The organism is Helicobacter sp. MIT 21-1697 (genome assembly GCF_026241255.1).
GTDB lineage: Bacteria > Campylobacterota > Campylobacteria > Campylobacterales > Helicobacteraceae > Helicobacter_C.
Genome location: NZ_JAPHNC010000004.1, coordinates 24,997 through 46,494, shown reverse-complemented (window position 1 = coordinate 46,494; position 21,498 = coordinate 24,997). Strand labels below are relative to the sequence as shown.

Below are 21,498 nucleotides of genomic sequence, written 5' to 3'. Positions count from 1 at the left end.
TGTGATATTCTACCAAAAAATTTTAATATGGAGTGATAGCAAAAATACTGCTTTCTTGAAAATGTGCATTGATAAAAAGTTTTAGATTATGTTTAATTTTTGTATCAAGGATAATGATAGGATTGATACTATCTGCACCACACAATGCTGTGCGCAATGCTATTTCATCTTCATAATAAGGTGCATTATACACCATTTCTTGCACATTTGCATACTGCGTTTTCAATAAAATATTCACATCATCTATGCTCAAAAATACACTTTCATCGCGTTTTGCATAACCTACCTCAATACACTGAAATATATAATCCTTATCATATACAGAACGCTTGATATAAGTAATATTTGAAGTCTTTATCATATTTTTACTACGCGAATGTGTAATAACATACGAACTTATTACCTTGCCCTCATCAATACACACACTTCGTAAATTGCGCCAAATAATTTTTGATTGCTTATAAAGCGCATACTCTCTCCCCTCTTTTTCACATTTATCACGCAAATCAAAAACTGCTTTGCGTTGCTCATTGCTCGCTGGTAAAATTTGCTTCCCAATATTACTCATTAACTCAAGAGGAAGTTGCCCTTGAGATGCTCTTTGCTTACTCAAGGCAAATTGACACCCACAATATGTTTGTCTATAAAGTCTGTCCTTATTTGCCAATTGACTTTGCGCTTGTGTGCCTCCATTGCTTCGCACATCAACTTTGATAAAATACAAACCATAATGCTGTGCGATTTGCTCACCTTGTGCAAAAAGAATCTGTTGCTCCTTAAGAGGACTAGAAAGCAAGGTTGAGGTAAAAGATTCTATTGACATTGTATGTGCCATTTGTGCTGTTTTTTCTAATCGCATATCAAAACATTTCACACATCGCTCTCCTTTTTCAGGAGCTTCTTCAAGCCCTTTAACACTTTCAAACCATTTTTGGCTTTCATATTCTTCTTCTACAAGCCTTACTCCTAGCATTTTACAGCTTCGCCTCACATCAAGAAGTCGTAAATCATATTCACTTTTTGGGTGAATATTTGGATTATAAAAATATCCTATCATCGTTGTATCAGGATAAATTTTTTGAATCTCGCTAAGAAAATAATGACTATCCACCGAACAACATATATGCACAAGCATATTTTTCTTTTTTTGTATATGTATGCTTTCACTCATTTTTATTATCCGCAAAATACCAAAATGAAATGACACCAATGATGACAACTGCTGCCAAAAATACTACCAAAATCATATCAAGATTCATCGTATATGCTTCTCCTTTCTTGGATTCTGTATTAATGTTTCACAGGAAACATTTTCAGCATTAACCTTTTCGCGTAGCTGCCCACACGCTGCACTAATGTCAATACCCTTAGATTCTCGTATAGTGCAGAGCAATCCTCTCTTTATAAGAAAATCAGCAAATGCTTGAACATCACACATTCTTGGACGTTCAAATGTGCTTCCTTCGTGTGGATTAAACAAAATTAAATTAACTTTAGCTTTGATGCCATTGAGCAAAGAGAGTAATTTTTTTGCACTTTTTAAATCATCATTCACACCTTTAATCATAAGATATTCAAACATTACTTTTTTGCGCGTATCTATGGGGAATGCTCTCACTTCAGTAAGAATATCAGATATATTATAGGCTTTATTCATAGGTATAAGTTGAGAACGTAGCTTATCATCTACTGCGTGGAGCGAAATAGCAAGCTGCACACCCAAATTAAGCTTTCCTAATTGCTTAATTTTAGGTGCTATGCCACTTGTAGAAATTGTTTGTCGCCGAGCCGAGATACTCAATCCTTCAGATTCGGAGAGAATCTCAATCGCACGCGTTACATTTTCAATATTATCAAGCGGCTCACCCATTCCCATATAAACGATATTCACTCTTTTATGAGGCGCTATTTGATTGTCTTTTTTCATAATGACAACTTGCTCAACTATTTCACTTGCGTGAAGATTTCGCACAAATCCACCTTTTGTAGTGAAACAAAATGCACAACCTACCTTACACCCAATTTGACTTGAAAGACACATTGTCCATTTTTCACTCTCTATTACTTCGCCTTGCTCTCCAAATTTTTTATCGCGCATTTGAATTAACACAGATTCAAAACTATGCCCATCATAGGTTTTAAAAAGATATTTTTTACTTCCATCAATGCTGTGCTCTATGCGTAGAGGATAAATTTGTGAGAGGATAAAATGTTCGCGTATATAATTTTGCATAGTCTTTGAAATATTATCCATACGCATCACATCATTTTCATAGCGATGATAGAGCCAATGATAAATTTGTTTTGCACGAAATGAGGGAGAAAGAATGGATTTTAACTCATTAAGTTTGTAGCCATAAAGGCTTTGTGGTCGAAGTGGAAAATCTGCACTCATATCAATCTCTTATCCTAATTTTTTAGATTCCGTATCGTATCTTTGCCAAGCACATAAGAAATATCTTGAATCAAAGGGAGTTGCTCAATGAGTTTTTGTTTCACCTGTTGATGATTATTCATAAATTCATCGTGTGCGCCACTATGACAATAATTACTTACACAAAATATACCCACACAAGGAATCTGAAAATGCTGTGCCACCCTCATTAAAGCAAAAAACTCCATATTTTCAAGTAAAATCCCCGCTTGAGCCAAACGCATTGCTAAATGTCCATCGGTAGTAATGTAATTAGAGCTATTAATAACAGCTTGCTTATAATATAGTCTATGTTTCAATGTTTCATATGAAACCAAATCTTTCAGCATTCCACTTTCAATGCGATTATCAAGAGGTGTATAAGATTTATCCTGTAAAAATGAAAGCTCTACTTGCGTAGCACTATCGGATATATATATATCAAATATATTAATACTTTTATCATATGCTCCCGCACTTCCTATAAAAATAACACAATCCACATATTCCCTTGCACATATTTGAGAAAGACCCATTGCACTTTCCACCAAACCTACACCGATAGATTTTGCAAAAGAAAAACTCTCATTATATCCAGCACATACAATCATTCTTTTTCCTCGCGACAAATTTTGTATTCAATGCTTTGTATTTTATGTGTCAAATTTTAAAACCTCACATTCAATTTCTTTATTTATCTTTTTAAATCCTTACAGACACGCCTTTATCTTGTAAATAAGCCTTTAACATTTTTATTTCAATTTCTTCATAATGAAACACACTTGCCGCTAAAGCCGCATCAGCTCCATATTCAAATACATCAGCAAAATCTTTCATACTTCCAGCTCCACCACTTGCGATAATGGGCACATTTACACATTGTATAGATTCTATCATTTCTTTATCATAACCATTCTTAGTGCCATCAGCATCTATACTCGTAAGGAGTATTTCTCCTGCACCTCTTGCACACACTTCCTTTATCCACTCTAACATATCCTTACCGCTATCCACGCGCCCACCATTACTATAAACATTCCAAGAATCTTGAGATATTTTTTTTGCATCAATCGCCACCACGATACATTGTGAGCCAAATCGCTTTGCGCCCTCATCAATAAGCTGTGGATTCCTAATTGCTGCACTATTAATACTAATTTTATCACAACCTGCGTTCAATAACGCAGACATATCCTCCAATGAGCTTATACCTCCACCTACACTAAAAGGAATAAAAACTTCTTTTGCTATATTTTTTACAACCTCTATCATTGTGCCACGTTGCTCATAGCTTGCGGCAATATCAAGAAGGACAATCTCATCAGCACCTTCATCATTATAGCGCCGAGCAATTTCTACCGGGTCGCCCGCATCTTGCAATCCAACAAAATTTACCCCCTTTACCACACGCCCACCATTAATATCAAGGCACGGAATAATTCTTTTAGCAAGGCTCATTCTTGCTCCTTTTTGTTCTTGATTCTATAATTTACTTGTATTTTGAGATTTCTCTTAAGAATCTTATCTATTGTGTAAAATATTGTAGATTTTATATACATCATAGCTAAATACTCCTTATAAAACAAAATATTTGCATATTTTGGTTATAATATGAACCAAAATATAAGGTAAAGAAGTGGGAGAATATCGGAGCAAAAAACGTTTCGGGCAGAACTTCTTGCAAGATTCCCACTTTTTGCATAAAATTATCCAATCCATTCCCGCACTTCCTATTCAATGTGTAGAAATCGGGGTTGGCTTGGGTGATTTGACACAAGAGCTATTAAAAATAGAATCCTTGATAGCCTATGAAGTCGATTTAGACTTATGTTCTTTACTTAACAAAAAATTTTCTAACCAAATCCAGAGTGGGCGATTAAATATCATATATGAAGATATTTTAAATCTCCCTTCACAACAAGCTTGGTTACACACTCACGAATATAAGGTTGTCTCTAATCTTCCTTACTATATTGCGACACATATTATATTGCGACTTTTGCGTGATAGATTCTGTCGTGCCTTTATTGTGATGACACAAAAGGAAGTTGCACAAAAATTTTGCGCTACCACTGGACAAAAAGAATTTTGTGCTTTGAGCGTTTTAGTTGAAAGTTTCGGTGAAGCAAAAATGCTTTTTGATGTGCCAAAAGAAGCTTTTTCTCCTATGCCTAAAGTAACCTCATCTGTTTTTGTGATACATAAACACTCCCAACCAAACCAAATTGAGGACTCTTTCCTCTGTGATTTAGAATATTTTTTAAAAATTGCCTTTTATGCTCCACGCAAAACGCTTTTCAAAAATCTCTCGCAAGTTTTTGAAAAACAACTCCTTGAAGAAGTTTTTGTAAAAGCAAATATCAAATACAATGCACGAGCTCACGAAGTAAAGACAGAAAGTTTTCACCACATTTTACAATTTTTAAAAAAAAGGAATGACAATGGAAAACAAACGCTCACAAGAACAACAAAACGACCAAGTCAGCAAATTTAAATCATTTACGGACAGATTTAAAAAAAAGACGCCTGAAGAGCAAGCCAATGATATGCTTGCTGATATATCTACTCACGATTCTCAAAATGCAAATGAACATTTCTCTCACGCTTCTAAAACTCATCAAAAAGACACGCGCAGAGAAAATCGCTATAAGCCAAAACCACACGCAGCAGAAAAAAATCATAATGAACACACATCAAAAACCCATTATGATAATCAAAAGCCCTTTGAAAAACGCCGATGGCAAGGAAAGAATCCACAAGCCACTCATCAAAACAAACCTAATTCCGATGAGAGCAAAAATGGTATCCGAGAAGTAAAAGATGTAAATGAAAAAGATAATCTTGGATTACACAAAGACCTTAAACGAGGTGTGGAAGCAAACACACGAATCCAAAGGCAGAGCCTTAATCCCCACAATAAACTTAACCTCAACACAAAAGCAAGTGTACGCATTACGCCACTTGGTGGGCTAGGTGAAATTGGAGGCAATATTACCATCATTGAAACATCAGATTCTGCAATTGTCATTGATGTGGGTATGAGTTTTCCCAATGAAGATATGCACGGCGTAGATATTCTTGTGCCAGATTTTAGCTATCTCTTTGCAATTAAGGATAAAATTGCAGGTATTGTTATTACCCACGCGCACGAAGACCATATCGGTGCAGTGCCCTATTTATTCAAACTTTTACAATTCCCTATTTATGGGACACCTCTACCACTTGGTATGATAGGAAGCAAATTTGATGAACACGGATTAAAAAAATACCGCTCATTCTTTAAAATTGTTGAAAAACGCAAGCCCATTAAAATTGGAGCATTTGAAGTAGAATGGATTAATATCACACATTCTGTAATTGATGCCTCTGCACTTGCTATTCGTACAGATGCAGGAGTCATTATTCACACAGGAGATTTTAAAATTGACCATACACCTATTGATAATCTTCCCACAGATTTGCACCGCCTTGCACATTATGGAGAAGAAGGAGTAATGCTCTTGCTCAGTGATTCAACCAATTCTCATCGTAGTGGCACAACACCAAGTGAAGCAAGTGTGGGACCAACTTTTGAAGCACTCTTTAAACAAGCGCAAGGACGCGTGATTATGAGCACTTTCTCATCAAATATTCATCGCGTGTATCAAGCAATCCATTATGGACTAAAATACAACCGAAAAGTCGCTGTTATCGGACGCTCTATGGAAAAAAACCTTGAAATTGCACGCGAACTTGGCTATATTGACTTGCCACAAAATATTTTCATTGAAGCACACGAAGTAGAAAAGTATCCTGACGAAGAGGTGCTTATCGTTACTACTGGTTCTCAAGGTGAAACTATGAGTGCGCTTTATCGTATGGCGACAGATGAACATAGACATATCAAAATCAAACCAAGTGATATGATTATCATCTCTGCTAAAGCTATTCCGGGCAATGAAGGCTCTGTATCTGCCGTGCTTAATTATCTAATGAAGGCAGGAGCAAACATAGCATACCAAGATTTTAGTGAGATTCACGTAAGCGGACACGCTGCACAAGAAGAGCAAAAGCTGATGTTGCGCCTTATCAAACCAAAATTCTTTCTTCCCGTGCATGGCGAATATAATCATATCGCCAAGCATAAGCAAACAGCCATCGCTTGTGGGGTATTAGAAAAAAATATTTATCTTATGGAAGATGGCGACCAAATTGAAGTGAATCCTAATTATCTCAAAAAAGTAAGAAGTGTTAAAAATGGCAAAACTTTCATTGATAACCAAATCAATCGGCAAATTGAAAATGATGTCGTGCTCGACCGCCAAGCCTTAGCACACGATGGTATCGTAATTATTTCTGCACGCATAAGCAAAGAGCGTAAAATATTAGAAACTAAAATATCAAGTTATGGGCTTGTAGCGGACAAAGAAGACAAAGGCTTTGAGAAAGAAATGAATGAAACACTTGAGTTCCTTGTAAAAAATTTCAAAGCCGAGGGCTTTAATGCAAAGAATCTTGAAAATGAAGTGCATAATGTATTTAAAAGGCATATTTTCAAAAAAGTCAAAAAATATCCTACGATTGTGCCAATGATTTATGTATTATAGTGAGCCAAACGATGAAATTAGATTATACATTAATCGCTAAAGAAGTACTTGAAATAGAATCTACGAGCTTACTTGAAGCAAGAGAGCGACTAGATGGAACTATGCTAGAATCTATTGTAGAATGTATTATCAATTCTCAAGGAAAGGTCATTGTATGTGGTGTTGGCAAAAGTGGGCTCATTGGCGCAAAAATATCTGCCACACTCTCTAGCACAGGCACTCCTAGTGTATTTATGCACCCCACAGAGGCAATGCACGGCGATTTAGGATTGTTACAAAAAAATGATATTGTCCTTGCTGTTAGCTATAGTGGCAAAAGTGAGGAATTACTCAATATTATCCCTCATATCAAGCGACTAGGGAATCCTATCATTACAATGAGCAAGGATATACATTCTCCTCTTTCGCGTATGGGGGATTATTTTTTAGACATCAGTGTTGAAAAAGAAGCGTGTCCGCTTAATATCGCACCCACAAGCTCAACTACCCTCACTTTGGCAATTGGTGATGTATTGGCTGTATGCTTAATGAAGAGACGCGATTTTAAAGCCGATGATTTTGCTTCATTTCACCCCGGTGGAGCTTTGGGCAAACAGCTTTTTGTAAAGCTAAAAGACCTGATGCAGACAGAAAATCTACCACTCATTTCGCCAGATATACCTCTCTCTCAAGCTATTATCATAATGAGCCAAAAACGATTGGGCAGTGCTATTATTACCCAAAATGACACATTGTGGGGTATTTTAAGCGATGGTGATTTGCGCCGCGCAATGATGATGGATAATTTTAATTTAAACGCACCAGTGAGCAACTACGCTACGCCTAACCCCAAAACTTGCGACAATCCCAACATTCTTGCATTTGACGCACTTAAGCTAATGGAAGAAAATAAAATTCAACTTCTTATCATCACAGATAAGCAAAATCATATACAAGGTGTTATACACTTACATACATTGATTGCTGCTGGGATTAAATAGCCGCTAAAGGAGAAAATATGTTTGAAAAAATAGATGAGATTTTTAAAAATATAGAAGATATTCGTGATGATATTAATATCTTGCTTAATATTGCCAAAATTTCACTTATTGATTATATTATGATTAAACGGGGCTCACAGGATATGCCCGAACATCTCACCTTTACTATGCTTGCACAAATTGATGAACAAATTGAAAAGCTTAAAGCCCAAATTGACGCACTCAATAAGCTTAAGCGCGAACTTCTAGTGTTTTGATTATCTCTTTATTTTTCTAAGAATCAAATATTTAGCTTTATAGAATCTCATATGAAGATTCTATTTTTCCATAATACATAAAAACCTTACTTTTATAGATATTTAAGTTAATTATCATTAATATTATATTTTTACAAATCATTCTTATTATTATTTATATATTTTGTTCTCTAAAAGGATTTTCTATGAAAGCATTGACACATCTACTTTTAATGGCACTGATAAGCTTGAGTGGCTTAATTGCTGATACACTTGAACTTAAAGAATCTAGCATAGAATCTAAAGATTCTAGCGGGGGGGGGGGATAAGATAAAAAAAGTTAATCTTGGGCGCTCTGTCGTAACTGCAAGTGGTTATGAGCAGGATATTAAAGAAGCCCCAGCGTCTATATCCATTATCTCTAAAGAGGAAATTATGACACGTCCTATTCGGGACATTGGCGATGCCGTCCAAGATGTGCCCGGTGTATATGTAGAGCAAGATAAAACAGGACAAAACACCATTACTATGCGCGGACTTAGCTCTGCTTACACGCTTATACTTATTGATGGCAAAAGGCAAAATACCACACGTGGCTTTATCCAAAATGGATTAGGAAATCAAAGCTCATTTATGCCTCCAGCAAGTATGATTGAACGCATTGAAGTCATACGAGGACCAGCTTCAACTATTTATGGTTCTGATGCAATGGGAGGAGTTATTAATATTATCACTAAGAAACATACAAATAAAGTCCAAAGCGGAATCCAATTAGAAACTAAACTTTTTGAGCCCAACGATGAATGGGGCAATGCCTATGGGCTAAATGCTTATCTCAACACCCCACTTGTTAAGAACAAACTCTCTCTTAATTTGCGTGGCTCATATAGATTCAATGAAGCAAATGCATTTTTACTCCCAAGCTATGCGATTCGCAATAACAATCCCTATGCCGCACACTCTTCCACAGGCTCACAAAATTGGAATGCAGGATTTCGGCTCAACTACACACCTACTTCAAAAGACTATATTTACTTAGATTCTGAAGTCTATAATGGGCGATTAGGAACTTTGAATACTTCTTCTAATAGCATTACCTCTGTGCAAGAGCTCTATAAGGTAAATTCCATACTAAGCCACGATGGAAGCTATGACTGGGGCAAACTCTCCACTTATGCACAGCATACCTATAATATTATCGCACCACACGCAAGTTATAGCGCTAATGGAAGACTCCCCATAGGTGCAAGCAGGGGAGATTATATTAATTGGGCAAATAAACGCACTGCTCAAACAGCAGTGTTTCAAAGCACTTATACCAATGACTTTGATTTTGGTGAGGCAGGGAGCTTGATTTTTAATGGTGGTGTATATTATCAATTTGAAAACCTACAAGGAACAATCTCTAGCAAATACAGAAATATGCACCAAAATCAAGCTGCACTCTTTGCTGAAGGAGAATATTTTATAAACGAAGCAATCAGCACAACTTTAGGCTTGCGATATAATTATAGCGATAGATTTGCCACCGTGCCAAATCCTAGATTCTATATCAATTATAATCCCACAGACTGGCTCACTTTCAAAGCTGGAGTGGCAAATGGTATGCTTATTCCTGCCCTTATGCAAACTATTGATGGCATAGTTACCACAGGAACTGCTAGTGGTGGAGGCACAACAGAAACTTATGGGAATCCAAACCTTAAACCTGAACAAAGTTGGAATTACGAACTTAGCACGATTGTGGATACTCAAAGTGCTATGTTTATTCTCACAGGCTATTACACAGACTTTAACAACCAAATTGAAACTCTTAGCGGACAAGGCATTCCACTTCCGGGCAATCAAACTTGTAATAATGCTACTTGCACCACTTATCGCAATGTAGAAAGCTCTCTTGTAGCTGGTGCAGAAGCAAATGCAAAATTAAAGCCCATTGGTGGATTCTCACTTGATGCAGGGTATGGCTACACCTATACAAAAGCTCTAAGTGGCTCGGGCAAAGGAGAAGCAATTAACTCTATCCCCCGCCATACTTTCACAATCACGCCAAAATATCAATATGGCAACTTTGATATGTATATCCGCTGGAGTGGCAAATACAAAACTCCCACGCCTTATGCTGGAGCAAGTGCGCGAACAAATGTGCGTCAAATCGTGGGGCAGTATTATAAAGATTATCAGCTTGTGGATATTGCCGCAACTTATAAATTTGCCAAACATTACGCCCTTACTTTGGCAGTCAATAATCTCTTTGATGTCTATTTTATGGATTATGTGCAATATTCAAGCGACAATAACCAAAGTGCGCAAAATGCGTATCAGAGAATCTTACCCTCTCGGAATTATTGGATAAGCTTTAGGGCTGATTTTTAATGTTTCACATTTATCTCACATTCTTTAGATACGATTTGAGAATCTAAAATAAATCTTGCACGAAAGGACTTTCAATGAAACTTCATCGCAAATTATGGATGCAAATCCATTTATATTTGAGCCTCTTTTTCCTCCCTGCAGCACTTATTTATGCGCTCACTGGGGTGTTGTATATCTTTGAAATTCGTCAAAATTCAGGAGCGAGCATTACAGAAATTAAGCTAGATTCTATGCCACAAAAAGGAAAAGAGAGGGATTTTATCATTCAAACCTTGCAAGAACATCAACTCAAAGTCCCTAAAGATACGAATTTACGCGTAATGAAAGGGAATATCACTATGGGTAACATCAAATATGGTGTAACATTGACTAAAGATAAAAATGAACAACCAATTTTACGCACCATAGATAGGGGTTTATATGGAATCTTAATGCTTATGCACAAAAGCAGCGGGAACAAATGGGAGCTGGGTGGATTCAAATTCTCTTTTTTTGATATGATTGCCATTGGCTTTGGTATCTCAATGCTACTTTTTTATCTTTCTGGCTTGATTATTACTTCATTTTGCAAAGGCAAACGCAAGGTAGCCTTTGGTGTTTTAGGGGCAGGATTTATTATCACCATACTTGCGGTGTATTTGAGCATTTAGCACAAAAGTTTTTGTGCCTTTCTTTTTAGCTTGGATTCGTTGCAAGACTAAAATAATGGCTTATCCATTTCAGAGGGAATTGGCAAATTCATTGCTTTAAGCACACTCGGAGCGATATTATTTAATCCTCCATTGGCGATTTTGCTCACACCCTCAATCATACCAAAGCACCACACTTGCCCGATAGTATGATTTGTGAGCGTATTGCCCTTTTCATCTTTCATTTCCTCACAATTTCCGTGATCGCTTGTAATAAAAAGTGCATAATGATGTTTTTGAGCAGATTCTACAATTCTGCCCAGTTCTTTATCAACCGCCTCTACCGCTTTAATCGCTGCTTCAAAATTCCCTGTATGCCCTACCATATCACCATTTGCAAAATTCACCACTATAAAATCATATCCATCTTCTATGGCTTTTATCACTGCATCACCCACAGCTGGAGCACTCATTTGGGGTTGCAAATCATAGGTTTTCACATTAGGAGAGGGGATAAGCACTCGCTCCTCTCCAATAAAAGCCTCCTCTTTTCCGCCATTGAGAAAAAATGTAATATGAGCATATTTTTCAGTTTCAGCGGTGTGAAACTGCCTCAAATGATGCGAGGAAATAACTTCAGCGAGGGTATTTTGCACATTTTGCTTAGGAAACAAAATAGGATAGGGAAAAGTCGCATCATATTCTGTCATTGTAGCAATATGAAGTTTGATATATTTTTTTCGCTCAAACCCTTTGAATTGCGGATTCCCTAAACAATCAACAATTTCACGCGCCCTATCAGAACGAAAATTCACAAACACAAAACTTTCATTATCATTCATTCCTTTAAATCCTCCAAAACTCGCAGGAATCAGAAATTCATCAAAGATTCCCTGATTATATTGAGATTGAATATACTCTTTAGGCGAAAGATTTGTGGGGTTTGCCCCAAGTGCTATGCTTTCATACGCCTTTTGCACTCTCTCCCACCTTTTATCTCTATCCATCGCGTAAAAACGCCCAGATATACTTGCTATGCTCACATTATCCTTACAGAGCGATTCTATATCGGCAAGATAATTGAGCGCACTTTGAGGCAAAACATCGCGCCCATCAGTGATTAAATGCAAATACACTCTCTTGCCTTGAGCACATAGAATCTCTATGAGTGTCTTTAAATGCGTAATATGCGAATGCACCCCGCCATCACTTAGCAATCCACACAAATGCACAACTGCACTTTTTTGTGTGGCTGCAATCAAAACAGGATTATCTTTGAGTTCATTACTTTCAATAGCGCGTGAGATTCTCACCAAATCTTGATACAACACCCGCCCAGAGCCAATACACATATGTCCCACTTCAGAATTGCCCATTTGCCCTTGAGGCAATCCCACACTTAAGCCAAAAGTATCAATCATACCATAAGGGACATTTTTCAATAAATAATCATAAGTAGGCTTTTTGGCGTGATAAAAGGCATTATAATCCGTCTTATCGCTGTATCCTATGCCATCAGTAATCACAAGAATTGTTTTCATAAATACTCCTTGATAATCTTTAGTATTAACTAATTGTAGCTAAAATCCAAAACCTTTCATTAACTAAATTAACTCCCTTAAAAGTTAAGGGCAAAAGGAATTATATGCTGTATTGGTTTTATCAACACTATGGAGTTAATATTTTTTCCTATATAACCTTTCGTGCAGGGGTAGCATTTTTTGTTGCTTTTGGTTTAAATGTATTTTTTATGCCTTATTTTATCAAATGGGCAAAAGCTAAAAAAGCTAATCAACCTATATCTACCTATGTTGCGGCACACGAAGGCAAAAAAAATACTCCCACTATGGGAGGCATTGTTTTTATATCAAGTATGATTTTTGCCTCTTTGCTCTGCGGGAATCTCCTCAATCCCTATGTATTGCTTGGTTTATTTTGCATCCTTTGTTTTGCCCTTATTGGCGCAAGAGATGATTATATGAAAATTTCTGCTAAAAATAATGCCGGTATGAGTGCAAAAATGAAATTTTTTCTGCTTTTTGTTATCTCTGTCATCATTACTTACGCTCTTATTTATATCGGACACGATACGCAGTTTTACATTCCTTTTATGAAATATCCACTCTTTGATATGAGCTTTTTTAAGATAATGAATGTTCCTGTGTTGGCACTTGGATTTTGGGTGCTTGTATTTCTTGCTACAAGCAATGCAGTAAATATTACCGATGGGCTTGATGGGCTTGCTACAATGCCTAGCATTTGCGCACTTTTTTCTCTCTCTGCCTTTGTATATGTTGCAGGACACGCTGGATTTGCTAGCTATCTACTCTACCCTAAAGTCGCGGATAGTGGGGAACTAGTGATTCTCTCTGTGGCGCTCATTGGAGCACTCTTTGGGTTTTTATGGTATAACTGCCACCCCGCACAAGTCTTTATGGGTGATAGTGGCTCTCTTGCACTTGGAGCATTTATTGCCTTTATGGCTATTGTCTCAAACAATGAGATTCTTTTATTGCTCATTGGCATTATCTTTGTGATTGAAGCCCTCTCTGTGATTTTGCAAGTAGGTAGCTATAAATACCGCAAAAAGCGTATCTTTGCTATGGCGCCTATTCATCATCACTTTGAAGTAAAAGGCTGGGCAGAAAATAAAATCATTGTCCGCTTTTGGATTATTGCCATTTTGGCAAATATCATCGCCCTCTTAAGCCTTAAGATTCGCTAAGGAAAGTCTATGCGTATAAGTATCTTTGGATATGGCGTTACAACAACGCCGCTTGTAAGTTTTCTTAATCAACAGGGACACAACCTCTATATCTATGATGACAAATTCACTCAAAGTCATAATGATGATTTTGGCAATACTTTGCTGCCACCAAAGGATTTTATCCCAGAGCAAAGCGATAGGGAGATTCTTAGTCCGGGTATTCCCCCATCGCATTCATTAGTGCGCAAAGCCCAACACCTTATCAGTGAATATGACTATTTTTATGAGCTTTTGCACAATGATATGAATACTCATAAAAAAGATATGCCCTTTATAATATGGATTAGCGGCACAAATGGCAAAACCACCACCACAGAAATGACAACGCTTTTGCTTGAGCCATTTAATGCCCAAAGTGGAGGTAATATTGGCACACCTCTCGCCACGCTTTATACAAACAATCCAAAAGTATGGGTGCTTGAAACAAGCTCTTTTACCTTGCATTATACGCACAATGCCTCTCCTAGAATCTATGCTTTATTGCCGGTGAAAGAAGATCATATCAGTTGGCACGGGAGCTTTGAAAACTATATTGAGGACAAGCTTAGTCCATTAAAGCGTATGGATTCCCACACTTATGCAATTATTCCGAGCGAATTTGCACACCACAGCCTTGCAAAAGATTTTAAGGGCACACTCATTCTCTATGAATCCTCGCAGGATTTAGCCCAAAAATGTAGCATTTCCCATCAAGATATTATTTTCAAAGAGCCATTTTTACTTGATGCAATTATAGCCCTTAGCATTGCTAAATTCGCCTTTAAAGCCGATGATATGAGACTCCTCAATACTTTTCATATAGGAGCACATAGAATCGCTGAATTTTATGATAGATTCAATCGTTTATGGGTTGATGATAGCAAAGGCACAAATGTTGATGCGACAATTCAAGCTATCGCTCGCTACACACATACGCATATTATTGTCATACTTGGTGGAGATGACAAAGGGGCGAATCTCACGCCCCTTTTTGAGTTTATAAAAGATAAGGATATTGAAATTATAAGCATTGGAGCAAATGAAGAGCGTTTGTGTGCCTTTGCCAAAAAATACAATATCGCCATTACGCCCTGCCAAGATATATACAAGGCTATGGATTGCATACATAAAAAGCGCGATACAAACGCCAAAGATGTTGTGCTTCTCTCTCCTGCTGCGGCAAGCTTAGATCAATTTAGCTCTTATAAACAAAGAGGAGAGATTTTCACGCAACTTGCTTTGCACTCTTAGAATCTCTCCTAGATTGCAAACATTGACGCTAAACCTTGAGGCTACTCATATCAATCACATAGCGGAATTTTGCCTTGCCGCTTGTGAGATTCTCATACGCCTCATTGATTTGTTCAATAGAAATAATCTCTGTTTCGGGATAGATTTTGTGCTTGAGTGAAAAATCAAGCATTTCTTGTGTCTCTTTCATTCCGCCAATGAGTGAGCCATAGACTTTTTTGCCCGCTGCAAACACAAGGCGCGTTAAATCAATGCTTAGATTCTCATTGGCTGGAGGTAAGCCCACAATCGCCATTTCTCCACCAAATTTCAATAATTCCGCATAGGCATTTACATCATAGCTTGTTGGAATCGTAGAAATGATAAAATCAAATCTCTCTTCCACACCCTTTGTATCGGTATAAAGTGCCTTTGCACCAAGTGCTAGTGCTTCTTTTTCTTTGTTTTTATTGCGCGCAAACACGCTGACTTCTGCGCCCATTTTGATTGCATATTTGAGTGCCATTACGCCAAGCCCACCAAATCCAGCCACAGCGACTTTATCACCTGCTTTAACCTTACTAAATTTAATCGGCGAATAAGTCGTGATTCCCGCACAAAGTAAAGGGGCAACCTTTTCTAAAGGTGCATCTTGTGGGACATTGACTGCGAATTTTTCGCTCACTACGATATTATTTGAATATCCGCCATAGGTGGGTTCATTATCGTGGAAACAATCCTTGCAATCATAGGTAAAGACGCATTTGCCATTTTCGCAAAATTGCTCTTGACTTCTTTTACACGCTTCACACTCACCGCAAGAATTAACCATACAGCCTACTCCTGCATAATCACCCACTTTAAATTTGCTAACTCTGCTTCCCACTGCGACTACACGCCCTGCAATTTCGTGTCCGGGCACCATTGGGAAAATGCCCTTATGCCATTCTTCACGCGCACTATGAATGTCGCTGTGGCAGATTCCGGCATAGAGAATCTCAATCAAAATATCATTTTCCCCCAAAGCGTGGCGCGAAAAGCTAAAGGGCTTAAATGTATCGCTTTTATGTTCTACTGCATAGCCTTTGGCGGTGATTCTCTGCCCATTTTGTGCTTGTGTCAAATTCTCTTTTAAAAGCATAAATACTCCTTAAATAACTCAAATTAAAAATGTAATTATAAAACCTGATACCTAGTATTTGTCAAGAGACAATACACATAATAATGAAAAATATCAACAAAGTATTATTGCGCATTGTTGATTTTATATTTACCAAAAATGCAAACATTATACAAACGCTAGTCATTTGCTATTTTTGCTGAGTAAATATGCTCATCTTTTCATCAAGCACTTCGCTCTCCACATCTAAAAATGTCAAAACACTATGAAAAATATGAAAGTGTGTTGCTTCATTCAAATCTTTAATCCTACTCGCATTAGAACTCCACACAAAAAATGGTATTTCATATTGCTCCTTTGGTGCAAATGCTAATGGTATCCCGTGCATATATACACCATTTTCACCCAAGCTCTCGCCGTGATCGCTTACATAAATCATTGTGCTGTCGTATTTATCAAGTTTGCTTAACTGACTAATGACCGAGTGCAATAAGAAATCAGTATAGAGGATTGTATTATCATACGCATTGATAATTTCACTCTGTAAGCACCCCTTTGGTTCGACACTTTTGCACACAGGCTTAAAGACTTCAAATTGAGGAGGGTATTTCTTATAATATGTTGGTCCGTGGCTCGTGCTTGTATGAATGACAATAAGCACTTTAGGCGATTTTGCTAACTCAATGTCTTCAATTAGTCCCGCCACAAGTGCAGACTCATAGTTATCATCAAGATGAATATATTTCTCTGCAAGTTGCGAATATCGCATAATATTTTCACTCGGTAGGTGAAGTGGGGGCTCACCCCAATTTGTCGAACGCCACATCACATCTACTCCAGTGCGTGCAAGATAGTTTGGCAATATCTCATACAGATTCGTGCTATCCTTGTATGAAAGCATATTTTTCACAGATGCACTCGTATATGTCGTGCTTGATTTTGCATAAAAATGTCGCAGCCCTGACACTTCTAAAAGGAGGGGATTGGTATTGCGTGAGTAACCATAAAATGAGAAGTTTTTTGCACGTGCAGATTCACCAATCACTAGCACGACTACGGATTTTTTGTCATTTGTAATGCGCGCATCAGGGAGTGGAATCTCTTTTTTGTTTTTTGCTAACTCCCCTTGAAAATACCGCACTGAGTTACCTATATATGACCAAGGCATAATAAGCGCGCCAAGTTGTTTAGAGTATTTATCAAACCACAATAGATTCTGAAAATTAATTCCAGTAAGCACAATAAGCGCGAAAAATATCAAGCCTAAGCTCTTAGCAAGTGATTTGCGTGTAGGTATTGCCACCTTTTCAAAGAGTAGAAAGCACGCTGGGAGAAGACCTAGTATAACTATATATAGTGCCATTTTTAAAGATAGAAATTCTCCTGCTTCTGCTGGGTTTGTGTTAAAGAGATTGCCCATCATCGTTTTATCCAAAAACACTCCATATACAGAGACGAAATACACCGCTATGGCGTTTGTGATTGAGATAATTGCGAACCATATTTTGGTAAGCTTGAAAGAGATGAGTGCTAATAAGAGTGGCATAAGTGTAGTAAGTGCGAACAAAAATAGCACGAGTGAGACAAATAGCACAATTGCATTGAGCGAATCTAAAGCAAGATTTGCCCACACGAATCCTAAAAAAGGAAAATGGAAAAATACTACTTGAAGTGCGGAGATGACGAAAATAAAGACGATAGATTGGCTTGGGGGGGGGGGGGTGCATTGTAAATCCAATCTTTGAGTGCTAGTAAAATATTTATGTAGAATCATAAATAAGCAGCCTGACGCACAAATAAGTGCAAGATAAAATACCGCAAGATTATACTTGCTGATATTTTGAATCGCAATCACCACAGCAACTGCGCCCAAAGTAGCAAAAATAAGCAAACCAAAATGTGAATCTAGCCAAGCAAAAATACGCGTCTTACTAGCCACAAGCACACCAAAGACTCCACACACATACCCAAGGGACGCACCAACAATGACATCTAGCGGATAGTGTGCTCCTACACCCACGCGTGAAAGCCCCACAAATACACCTAAGAGAGTGATACCTATGATAAAAGGCAAACGCCATTTGAGAGTGCTTGGCATAAAAGCAAAAAGTATCACAGAAAGTATCGTGAATATAGTAATAGAATGCCCTGATGGTAGGCTATTTGTGCCTGCGAGTCGCTCACCAATGATATGAAAAGTATTCTCAAAGGCACGTGCTGGACGCGGCATTGCATAGATTGTCTTAAATAATGTAGAAAGCACAAGAGAAAGCAAGGAGCTTGCGATGAGTGCTTCCCAAAGCTTAGGTGCGATGAAGAAGCCTAGCAAGAGTGCGAATGCTATACTCGCATCACCGAGTTGGGTAAGATTGTGTGCGAGAGATGGGACATTAGACCAAAGCGAATTGATGGCTAAGAAAATATCCTTTTGAATCTGTGGATATGCCTCCGGCTCGCTCCAGCCAAAGATTCTTAACATACCAATAATAAGGCAAAAAACGCCTATTGCAACGCCTAAATGCCATACATTCACTTTGGTAAAATTCATACTGACTTGTTTATTCATAGCTGGGATTATACACAAATTATCAATGAATTTGTGTAGTTTTATTGTCATTTGTCTTTGGTGCAATTTGATCAATTTTTGGCTTTGACTTGATTTTATTATCATTTTTAAGTATTATACTTTTTAATTACTATATTTAAAAAGTATAATTTAAGGAGAAATAATGAAAAATAAAAGACAAAATGAAAATAAGCAATCTTGCGATATTTACAAAAATATTGGCTTTCTTGCTACACATCTTAGGGAGAATCTCTCTGCAGAATTTGATAGACGCGTAGCCCCGCTTGGTATCATACACCACAAACAAGCAGGGATTCTATGGGTATGCTCACAAAATCCACACTCTCAAATCAGTTTGTGCAATTTTGCCTCAAGTGATAAAAATTATGTGCGTATGTATATTGATGATTTAGAATCCAAAGGCTTAGTGGAGCGCAAACAAAACCCAGCAAATAGGCGCGAGAATCTTATCACCCTTACACCTAGTGGCAAGGAATACGCCCAAAAAACATACCAAATAATGAAGGAGGTGCATAATGACTTACTCTTAGAATATATAAGCGAAGAAGAAATGCAAGAGCTTCATAGGATATTGTATAAGGCAATCATAGGACTTGAGCACAAAAAACAAAAACTGAAAGGATAATAATGGGACAAACAGCACAACAAAGGACACAAGGAATTTTAGTGAGATTCTTATGCGGGCTATTACTTATAATAATACAGGCTTATGGCGCACCTCAAGGTAATTTAAGCTTAAGCGAGGATTCTCATATTGGCTTTAAGGCAACAAAATTTGGCTTTATATCAGTTGATGGGATTTTTAAAGACTTTAGCGGCAATTTAAGCCTTGATGCTGCTCACAACATCACAGCCTTAAGTGGTGAAGTCAAAATAATTTCTGTTTTTACTGATAGCAAAAAACGAGACGCACATTTATTAGAATCTGATTTCTTAGACGCTAAAGCCTACCCAACAAGTCGCTTTGTGATGACAAAATACGAAGTTCTTGAGGGAGCACAGAGCAATAAAGCAAGGGGTAAAGTCTATGGAAATCTCACTTTGCACGGCGTAACTTTGCCGCTTGTGTTTGATTCCTTGCTTGTTATAGAATCAAACACAACACTTGAGCTCAAAGGGGAACTCAACATTAAAGATTTTGGTATGCAAGGATCAAAGATGAATAGCGATAAAATAGAGTTGCATATTAAGACTCTATGGAAATAGCTTAACACACGCCGCTTACACTCACTTGTGCTTGTGGCTTATGTGTGCAATAAATTTTTATGGGGCTAGAATTTTGGAGTTAGATTCTAGCCCGATTGTCTAACTCCACAAGGCACTTTTATAGGATAATATCAAGCTAATTTTATTTTAAGCCAAGTTTTAAACGCATTGAGGTATAATCCGCATTTCTTTTTGTGGCTCGATAGCTCAGTCGGTAGAGCAGGAGACTGAAAATCTCCGTGTCGGTGGTTCGATTCCGCCTCGAGCCACCATTCAGCACACCCCTTAGTATCTATTATTTATTTATACATCATAAAATAGAACAAACATTTATTTTTTAAAGGATATATAATGGCTTATCGCTTTCAGGGTTTTATTTATGGTATAGTATTTCTTGCTTTTTTTAGTGTGCTTTCACTCCTTATTTCTGCTACCCTTACACCTTTTCTTTCTCCACTTATTATTGGCATTTTGCTCGGGGCTGCATTCTCTCCATTTTATCCCAAACTCAATCAACATTATGATATGCAAGCAGGGATTACCTTTGGCGCAAAGAAGCTTTTGCGTCTTGGCATTATCCTCTATGGTTCATACATCACACTTGGTGAAATTGCCACGCTTGGACTTAATGGATTCTTGATTTCTTTATTAGTTGTCGCCGGAGTATTCATCGCAGCAATTTTTATTGGCAGAGCGCTCAAACTTGATAATGAAATCAGCTTGCTTGTAGGCATTGGAAGTGCAGTATGTGGAGCAGCAGCAATCCTTGCCTTAGAATCTACTCTCAAAACTCACCCTAGCAAAAGCTCTGTCGCACTTGGTTTTATCGTCATCTTTGGACTTATTGGTATGATACTCTTGCCTGTCATATATTATGCCAACATACTTCCATTAAATGACTATCAGTGGGGTATTTTCATCGGTGCAAGTTTGCACGAAGTAGCAAATGTTGTAGGGGCAGCAGCTATCTCTCCAGAATCGCAAAATGTCGCCATTATCGTTAAAATGACGCGTGTTGTATTGCTTGTGCCACTTTTACTTATTGTTTCTTACATTATTTTTAAACTCAATCAAAAGCGCGTTCAAAATGATATAAATACCTCAAATGACAGCTCTCACGCAAAACAAAATGCGTTGTATATCCCTTATTTTGCCTTTGGATTCTTAGGCGTGATTATGCTTCATTCTTTTATTGATTTTCCACCCGCAGTGATAGAATCCACGCAATTTACCTCTAAAATTTGCCTTGTTTTTGCAATGGTAGCACTTGGTTTGCAAATTGATTGGCAAAAATTTATTTCTTTTGGAGCGAAAACATTTGCTCTTGCATTAGTTTTATTTATTATCCTTATGTTTGGCACTTATGGGTTGGTATATATTATGTTTTAG

General features: G+C 37.5%; 19 protein-coding genes and 1 tRNA gene. 13 read left to right on the top strand and 7 right to left on the bottom strand.

Annotated features, from left to right (window positions below; all coding sequences use genetic code 11):
• Positions 1-22: 22 nt before the first annotated feature.
• From OQH61_RS04920 to hisF, 4 genes are all read right to left on the bottom strand, one after another.
• Entirely contained in the window at positions 23-1,171 is a 1,149-nt protein-coding gene (locus OQH61_RS04920; protein WP_266026192.1) for an epoxyqueuosine reductase QueH, read from the bottom strand.
• An 84-nt stretch (positions 1,172-1,255) separates the two neighbouring features.
• Positions 1,256-2,395, bottom strand: a complete 1,140-nt coding sequence (rlmN, locus tag OQH61_RS04915; RefSeq protein ID WP_266026191.1) for a 23S rRNA (adenine(2503)-C(2))-methyltransferase RlmN — start codon at positions 2,393-2,395, stop codon at positions 1,256-1,258.
• A 14-nt stretch (positions 2,396-2,409) separates the two neighbouring features.
• Entirely contained in the window at positions 2,410-3,024 is a 615-nt protein-coding gene (locus OQH61_RS04910) for a purine-nucleoside phosphorylase (protein ID WP_266026190.1), read from the bottom strand.
• A 91-nt stretch (positions 3,025-3,115) separates the two neighbouring features.
• Positions 3,116-3,871 carry an imidazole glycerol phosphate synthase subunit HisF gene (gene hisF, locus OQH61_RS04905; protein WP_266026189.1) on the bottom strand — a complete coding sequence of 252 codons (756 nt, stop codon included), beginning with the start codon at positions 3,869-3,871 and terminating at the stop codon, positions 3,116-3,118.
• Positions 3,872-4,049: 178 nt separating this feature from the next.
• Here hisF and rsmA point away from each other — a divergent pair, with 178 nt between their 5' ends.
• From rsmA to OQH61_RS04870, 7 genes are all read left to right on the top strand, one after another.
• Positions 4,050-4,907, top strand: coding sequence for a 16S rRNA (adenine(1518)-N(6)/adenine(1519)-N(6))-dimethyltransferase RsmA (gene rsmA / locus OQH61_RS04900; RefSeq protein ID WP_266026188.1), 858 nt, complete (start codon positions 4,050-4,052; stop codon positions 4,905-4,907).
• Positions 4,855-6,999 carry a ribonuclease J gene (locus OQH61_RS04895; RefSeq protein WP_266026187.1) on the top strand — a complete coding sequence of 715 codons (2,145 nt, stop codon included), beginning with the start codon at positions 4,855-4,857 and terminating at the stop codon, positions 6,997-6,999. The genes rsmA and OQH61_RS04895 overlap by 53 nt, the downstream gene beginning before the upstream one ends.
• Before the next feature lie 11 nt (positions 7,000-7,010).
• Positions 7,011-7,979 (top strand): KpsF/GutQ family sugar-phosphate isomerase, encoded by a 969-nt coding sequence (locus tag OQH61_RS04890; protein WP_266026186.1) that lies wholly within the window; start codon positions 7,011-7,013, stop codon positions 7,977-7,979.
• 17 nt (positions 7,980-7,996) lie between these two features.
• On the top strand, positions 7,997-8,236 hold the full coding sequence (locus OQH61_RS04885; protein WP_266026185.1) for a DUF2443 domain-containing protein: 240 nt from the start codon (positions 7,997-7,999) through the stop codon (positions 8,234-8,236).
• Positions 8,237-8,421: 185 nt separating this feature from the next.
• Positions 8,422-8,544: a hypothetical protein gene (locus OQH61_RS04880; RefSeq protein ID WP_266026184.1), complete on the top strand. Its 123-nt coding sequence runs from the start codon at positions 8,422-8,424 to the stop codon at positions 8,542-8,544.
• A complete protein-coding gene (locus tag OQH61_RS04875) occupies positions 8,522-10,591 on the top strand; it encodes a TonB-dependent receptor domain-containing protein (RefSeq protein WP_323054043.1) in 2,070 nt (689 codons plus the stop codon). The genes OQH61_RS04880 and OQH61_RS04875 overlap by 23 nt, the downstream gene beginning before the upstream one ends.
• 74 nt (positions 10,592-10,665) lie before the next feature.
• Positions 10,666-11,241 (top strand): hypothetical protein, encoded by a 576-nt coding sequence (locus tag OQH61_RS04870; protein WP_266026182.1) that lies wholly within the window; start codon positions 10,666-10,668, stop codon positions 11,239-11,241.
• Positions 11,242-11,288: 47 nt separating this feature from the next.
• Here the strand turns inward: OQH61_RS04870 and gpmI are convergent, their stop codons facing one another.
• On the bottom strand, positions 11,289-12,761 hold the full coding sequence (gene gpmI / locus OQH61_RS04865) for a 2,3-bisphosphoglycerate-independent phosphoglycerate mutase (RefSeq protein ID WP_266026181.1): 1,473 nt from the start codon (positions 12,759-12,761) through the stop codon (positions 11,289-11,291).
• A gap of 104 nt (positions 12,762-12,865) precedes the next feature.
• Between gpmI and mraY the strand changes: the two genes are divergently transcribed.
• Positions 12,866-13,945, top strand: coding sequence for a phospho-N-acetylmuramoyl-pentapeptide-transferase (gene mraY / locus OQH61_RS04860; protein WP_266026180.1), 1,080 nt, complete (start codon positions 12,866-12,868; stop codon positions 13,943-13,945).
• 9 nt (positions 13,946-13,954) lie between these two features.
• Positions 13,955-15,217: a UDP-N-acetylmuramoyl-L-alanine--D-glutamate ligase gene (gene murD / locus OQH61_RS04855; RefSeq protein WP_266026179.1), complete on the top strand. Its 1,263-nt coding sequence runs from the start codon at positions 13,955-13,957 to the stop codon at positions 15,215-15,217.
• Between the two features lie 28 nt (positions 15,218-15,245).
• On the opposite strand, the gene OQH61_RS04850 is transcribed toward murD, so the two are convergent.
• On the bottom strand, positions 15,246-16,337 hold the full coding sequence (locus OQH61_RS04850) for an NAD(P)-dependent alcohol dehydrogenase (RefSeq protein WP_266026178.1): 1,092 nt from the start codon (positions 16,335-16,337) through the stop codon (positions 15,246-15,248).
• 169 nt (positions 16,338-16,506) lie between these two features.
• Positions 16,507-18,933 (bottom strand): phosphoethanolamine--lipid A transferase EptA, encoded by a 2,427-nt coding sequence (gene eptA, locus OQH61_RS04845; protein WP_266026177.1) that lies wholly within the window; start codon positions 18,931-18,933, stop codon positions 16,507-16,509.
• Between the two features lie 112 nt (positions 18,934-19,045).
• Here eptA and OQH61_RS04840 point away from each other — a divergent pair, with 112 nt between their 5' ends.
• The 4 genes from OQH61_RS04840 to OQH61_RS04825 all read left to right on the top strand — a co-directional run bounded on the left by OQH61_RS04840 (position 19,046) and on the right by OQH61_RS04825 (position 21,498).
• Complete coding sequence (locus OQH61_RS04840) at positions 19,046-19,528, top strand: MarR family winged helix-turn-helix transcriptional regulator (protein ID WP_266026176.1); 483 nt, start codon at positions 19,046-19,048, stop codon at positions 19,526-19,528.
• A 2-nt stretch (positions 19,529-19,530) separates the two neighbouring features.
• Positions 19,531-20,109, top strand: coding sequence for a YceI family protein (locus tag OQH61_RS04835; protein WP_266026175.1), 579 nt, complete (start codon positions 19,531-19,533; stop codon positions 20,107-20,109).
• 196 nt (positions 20,110-20,305) lie between these two features.
• A tRNA-Phe gene (locus tag OQH61_RS04830) sits at positions 20,306-20,381 on the top strand.
• A 79-nt stretch (positions 20,382-20,460) separates the two neighbouring features.
• The gene (locus tag OQH61_RS04825; protein WP_266026174.1) at positions 20,461-21,498 is read left to right on the top strand and encodes a YeiH family protein; all 1,038 of its coding nucleotides are present in this window, start codon (positions 20,461-20,463) and stop codon (positions 21,496-21,498) included.

Bases quoted from the DNA above. Each gene is read 5' to 3' on its own strand.
- OQH61_RS04920 (WP_266026192.1), bottom strand. From the start codon at position 1,171: ATGAGTGAAAGCATACATATACAAAAAAAGAAAAATATGCTTGTGCAT.
- rlmN (WP_266026191.1), bottom strand. From the start codon at position 2,395: ATGAGTGCAGATTTTCCACTTCGACCACAAAGCCTTTATGGCTACAAA.
- OQH61_RS04910 (WP_266026190.1), bottom strand. From the start codon at position 3,024: ATGATTGTATGTGCTGGATATAATGAGAGTTTTTCTTTTGCAAAATCT.
- hisF (WP_266026189.1), bottom strand. From the start codon at position 3,871: ATGAGCCTTGCTAAAAGAATTATTCCGTGCCTTGATATTAATGGTGGG.
- OQH61_RS04895 (WP_266026187.1), top strand. From the start codon at position 4,855: ATGGAAAACAAACGCTCACAAGAACAACAAAACGACCAAGTCAGCAAA.
- OQH61_RS04890 (WP_266026186.1), top strand. From the start codon at position 7,011: ATGAAATTAGATTATACATTAATCGCTAAAGAAGTACTTGAAATAGAA.
- OQH61_RS04885 (WP_266026185.1), top strand. From the start codon at position 7,997: ATGTTTGAAAAAATAGATGAGATTTTTAAAAATATAGAAGATATTCGT.
- OQH61_RS04880 (WP_266026184.1), top strand. From the start codon at position 8,422: ATGAAAGCATTGACACATCTACTTTTAATGGCACTGATAAGCTTGAGT.
- OQH61_RS04870 (WP_266026182.1), top strand. From the start codon at position 10,666: ATGAAACTTCATCGCAAATTATGGATGCAAATCCATTTATATTTGAGC.
- gpmI (WP_266026181.1), bottom strand. From the start codon at position 12,761: ATGAAAACAATTCTTGTGATTACTGATGGCATAGGATACAGCGATAAG.
- mraY (WP_266026180.1), top strand. From the start codon at position 12,866: ATGCTGTATTGGTTTTATCAACACTATGGAGTTAATATTTTTTCCTAT.
- murD (WP_266026179.1), top strand. From the start codon at position 13,955: ATGCGTATAAGTATCTTTGGATATGGCGTTACAACAACGCCGCTTGTA.
- OQH61_RS04850 (WP_266026178.1), bottom strand. From the start codon at position 16,337: ATGCTTTTAAAAGAGAATTTGACACAAGCACAAAATGGGCAGAGAATC.
- eptA (WP_266026177.1), bottom strand. From the start codon at position 18,933: ATGACAATAAAACTACACAAATTCATTGATAATTTGTGTATAATCCCA.
- OQH61_RS04840 (WP_266026176.1), top strand. From the start codon at position 19,046: ATGAAAAATAAAAGACAAAATGAAAATAAGCAATCTTGCGATATTTAC.
- OQH61_RS04835 (WP_266026175.1), top strand. From the start codon at position 19,531: ATGGGACAAACAGCACAACAAAGGACACAAGGAATTTTAGTGAGATTC.
- OQH61_RS04825 (WP_266026174.1), top strand. From the start codon at position 20,461: ATGGCTTATCGCTTTCAGGGTTTTATTTATGGTATAGTATTTCTTGCT.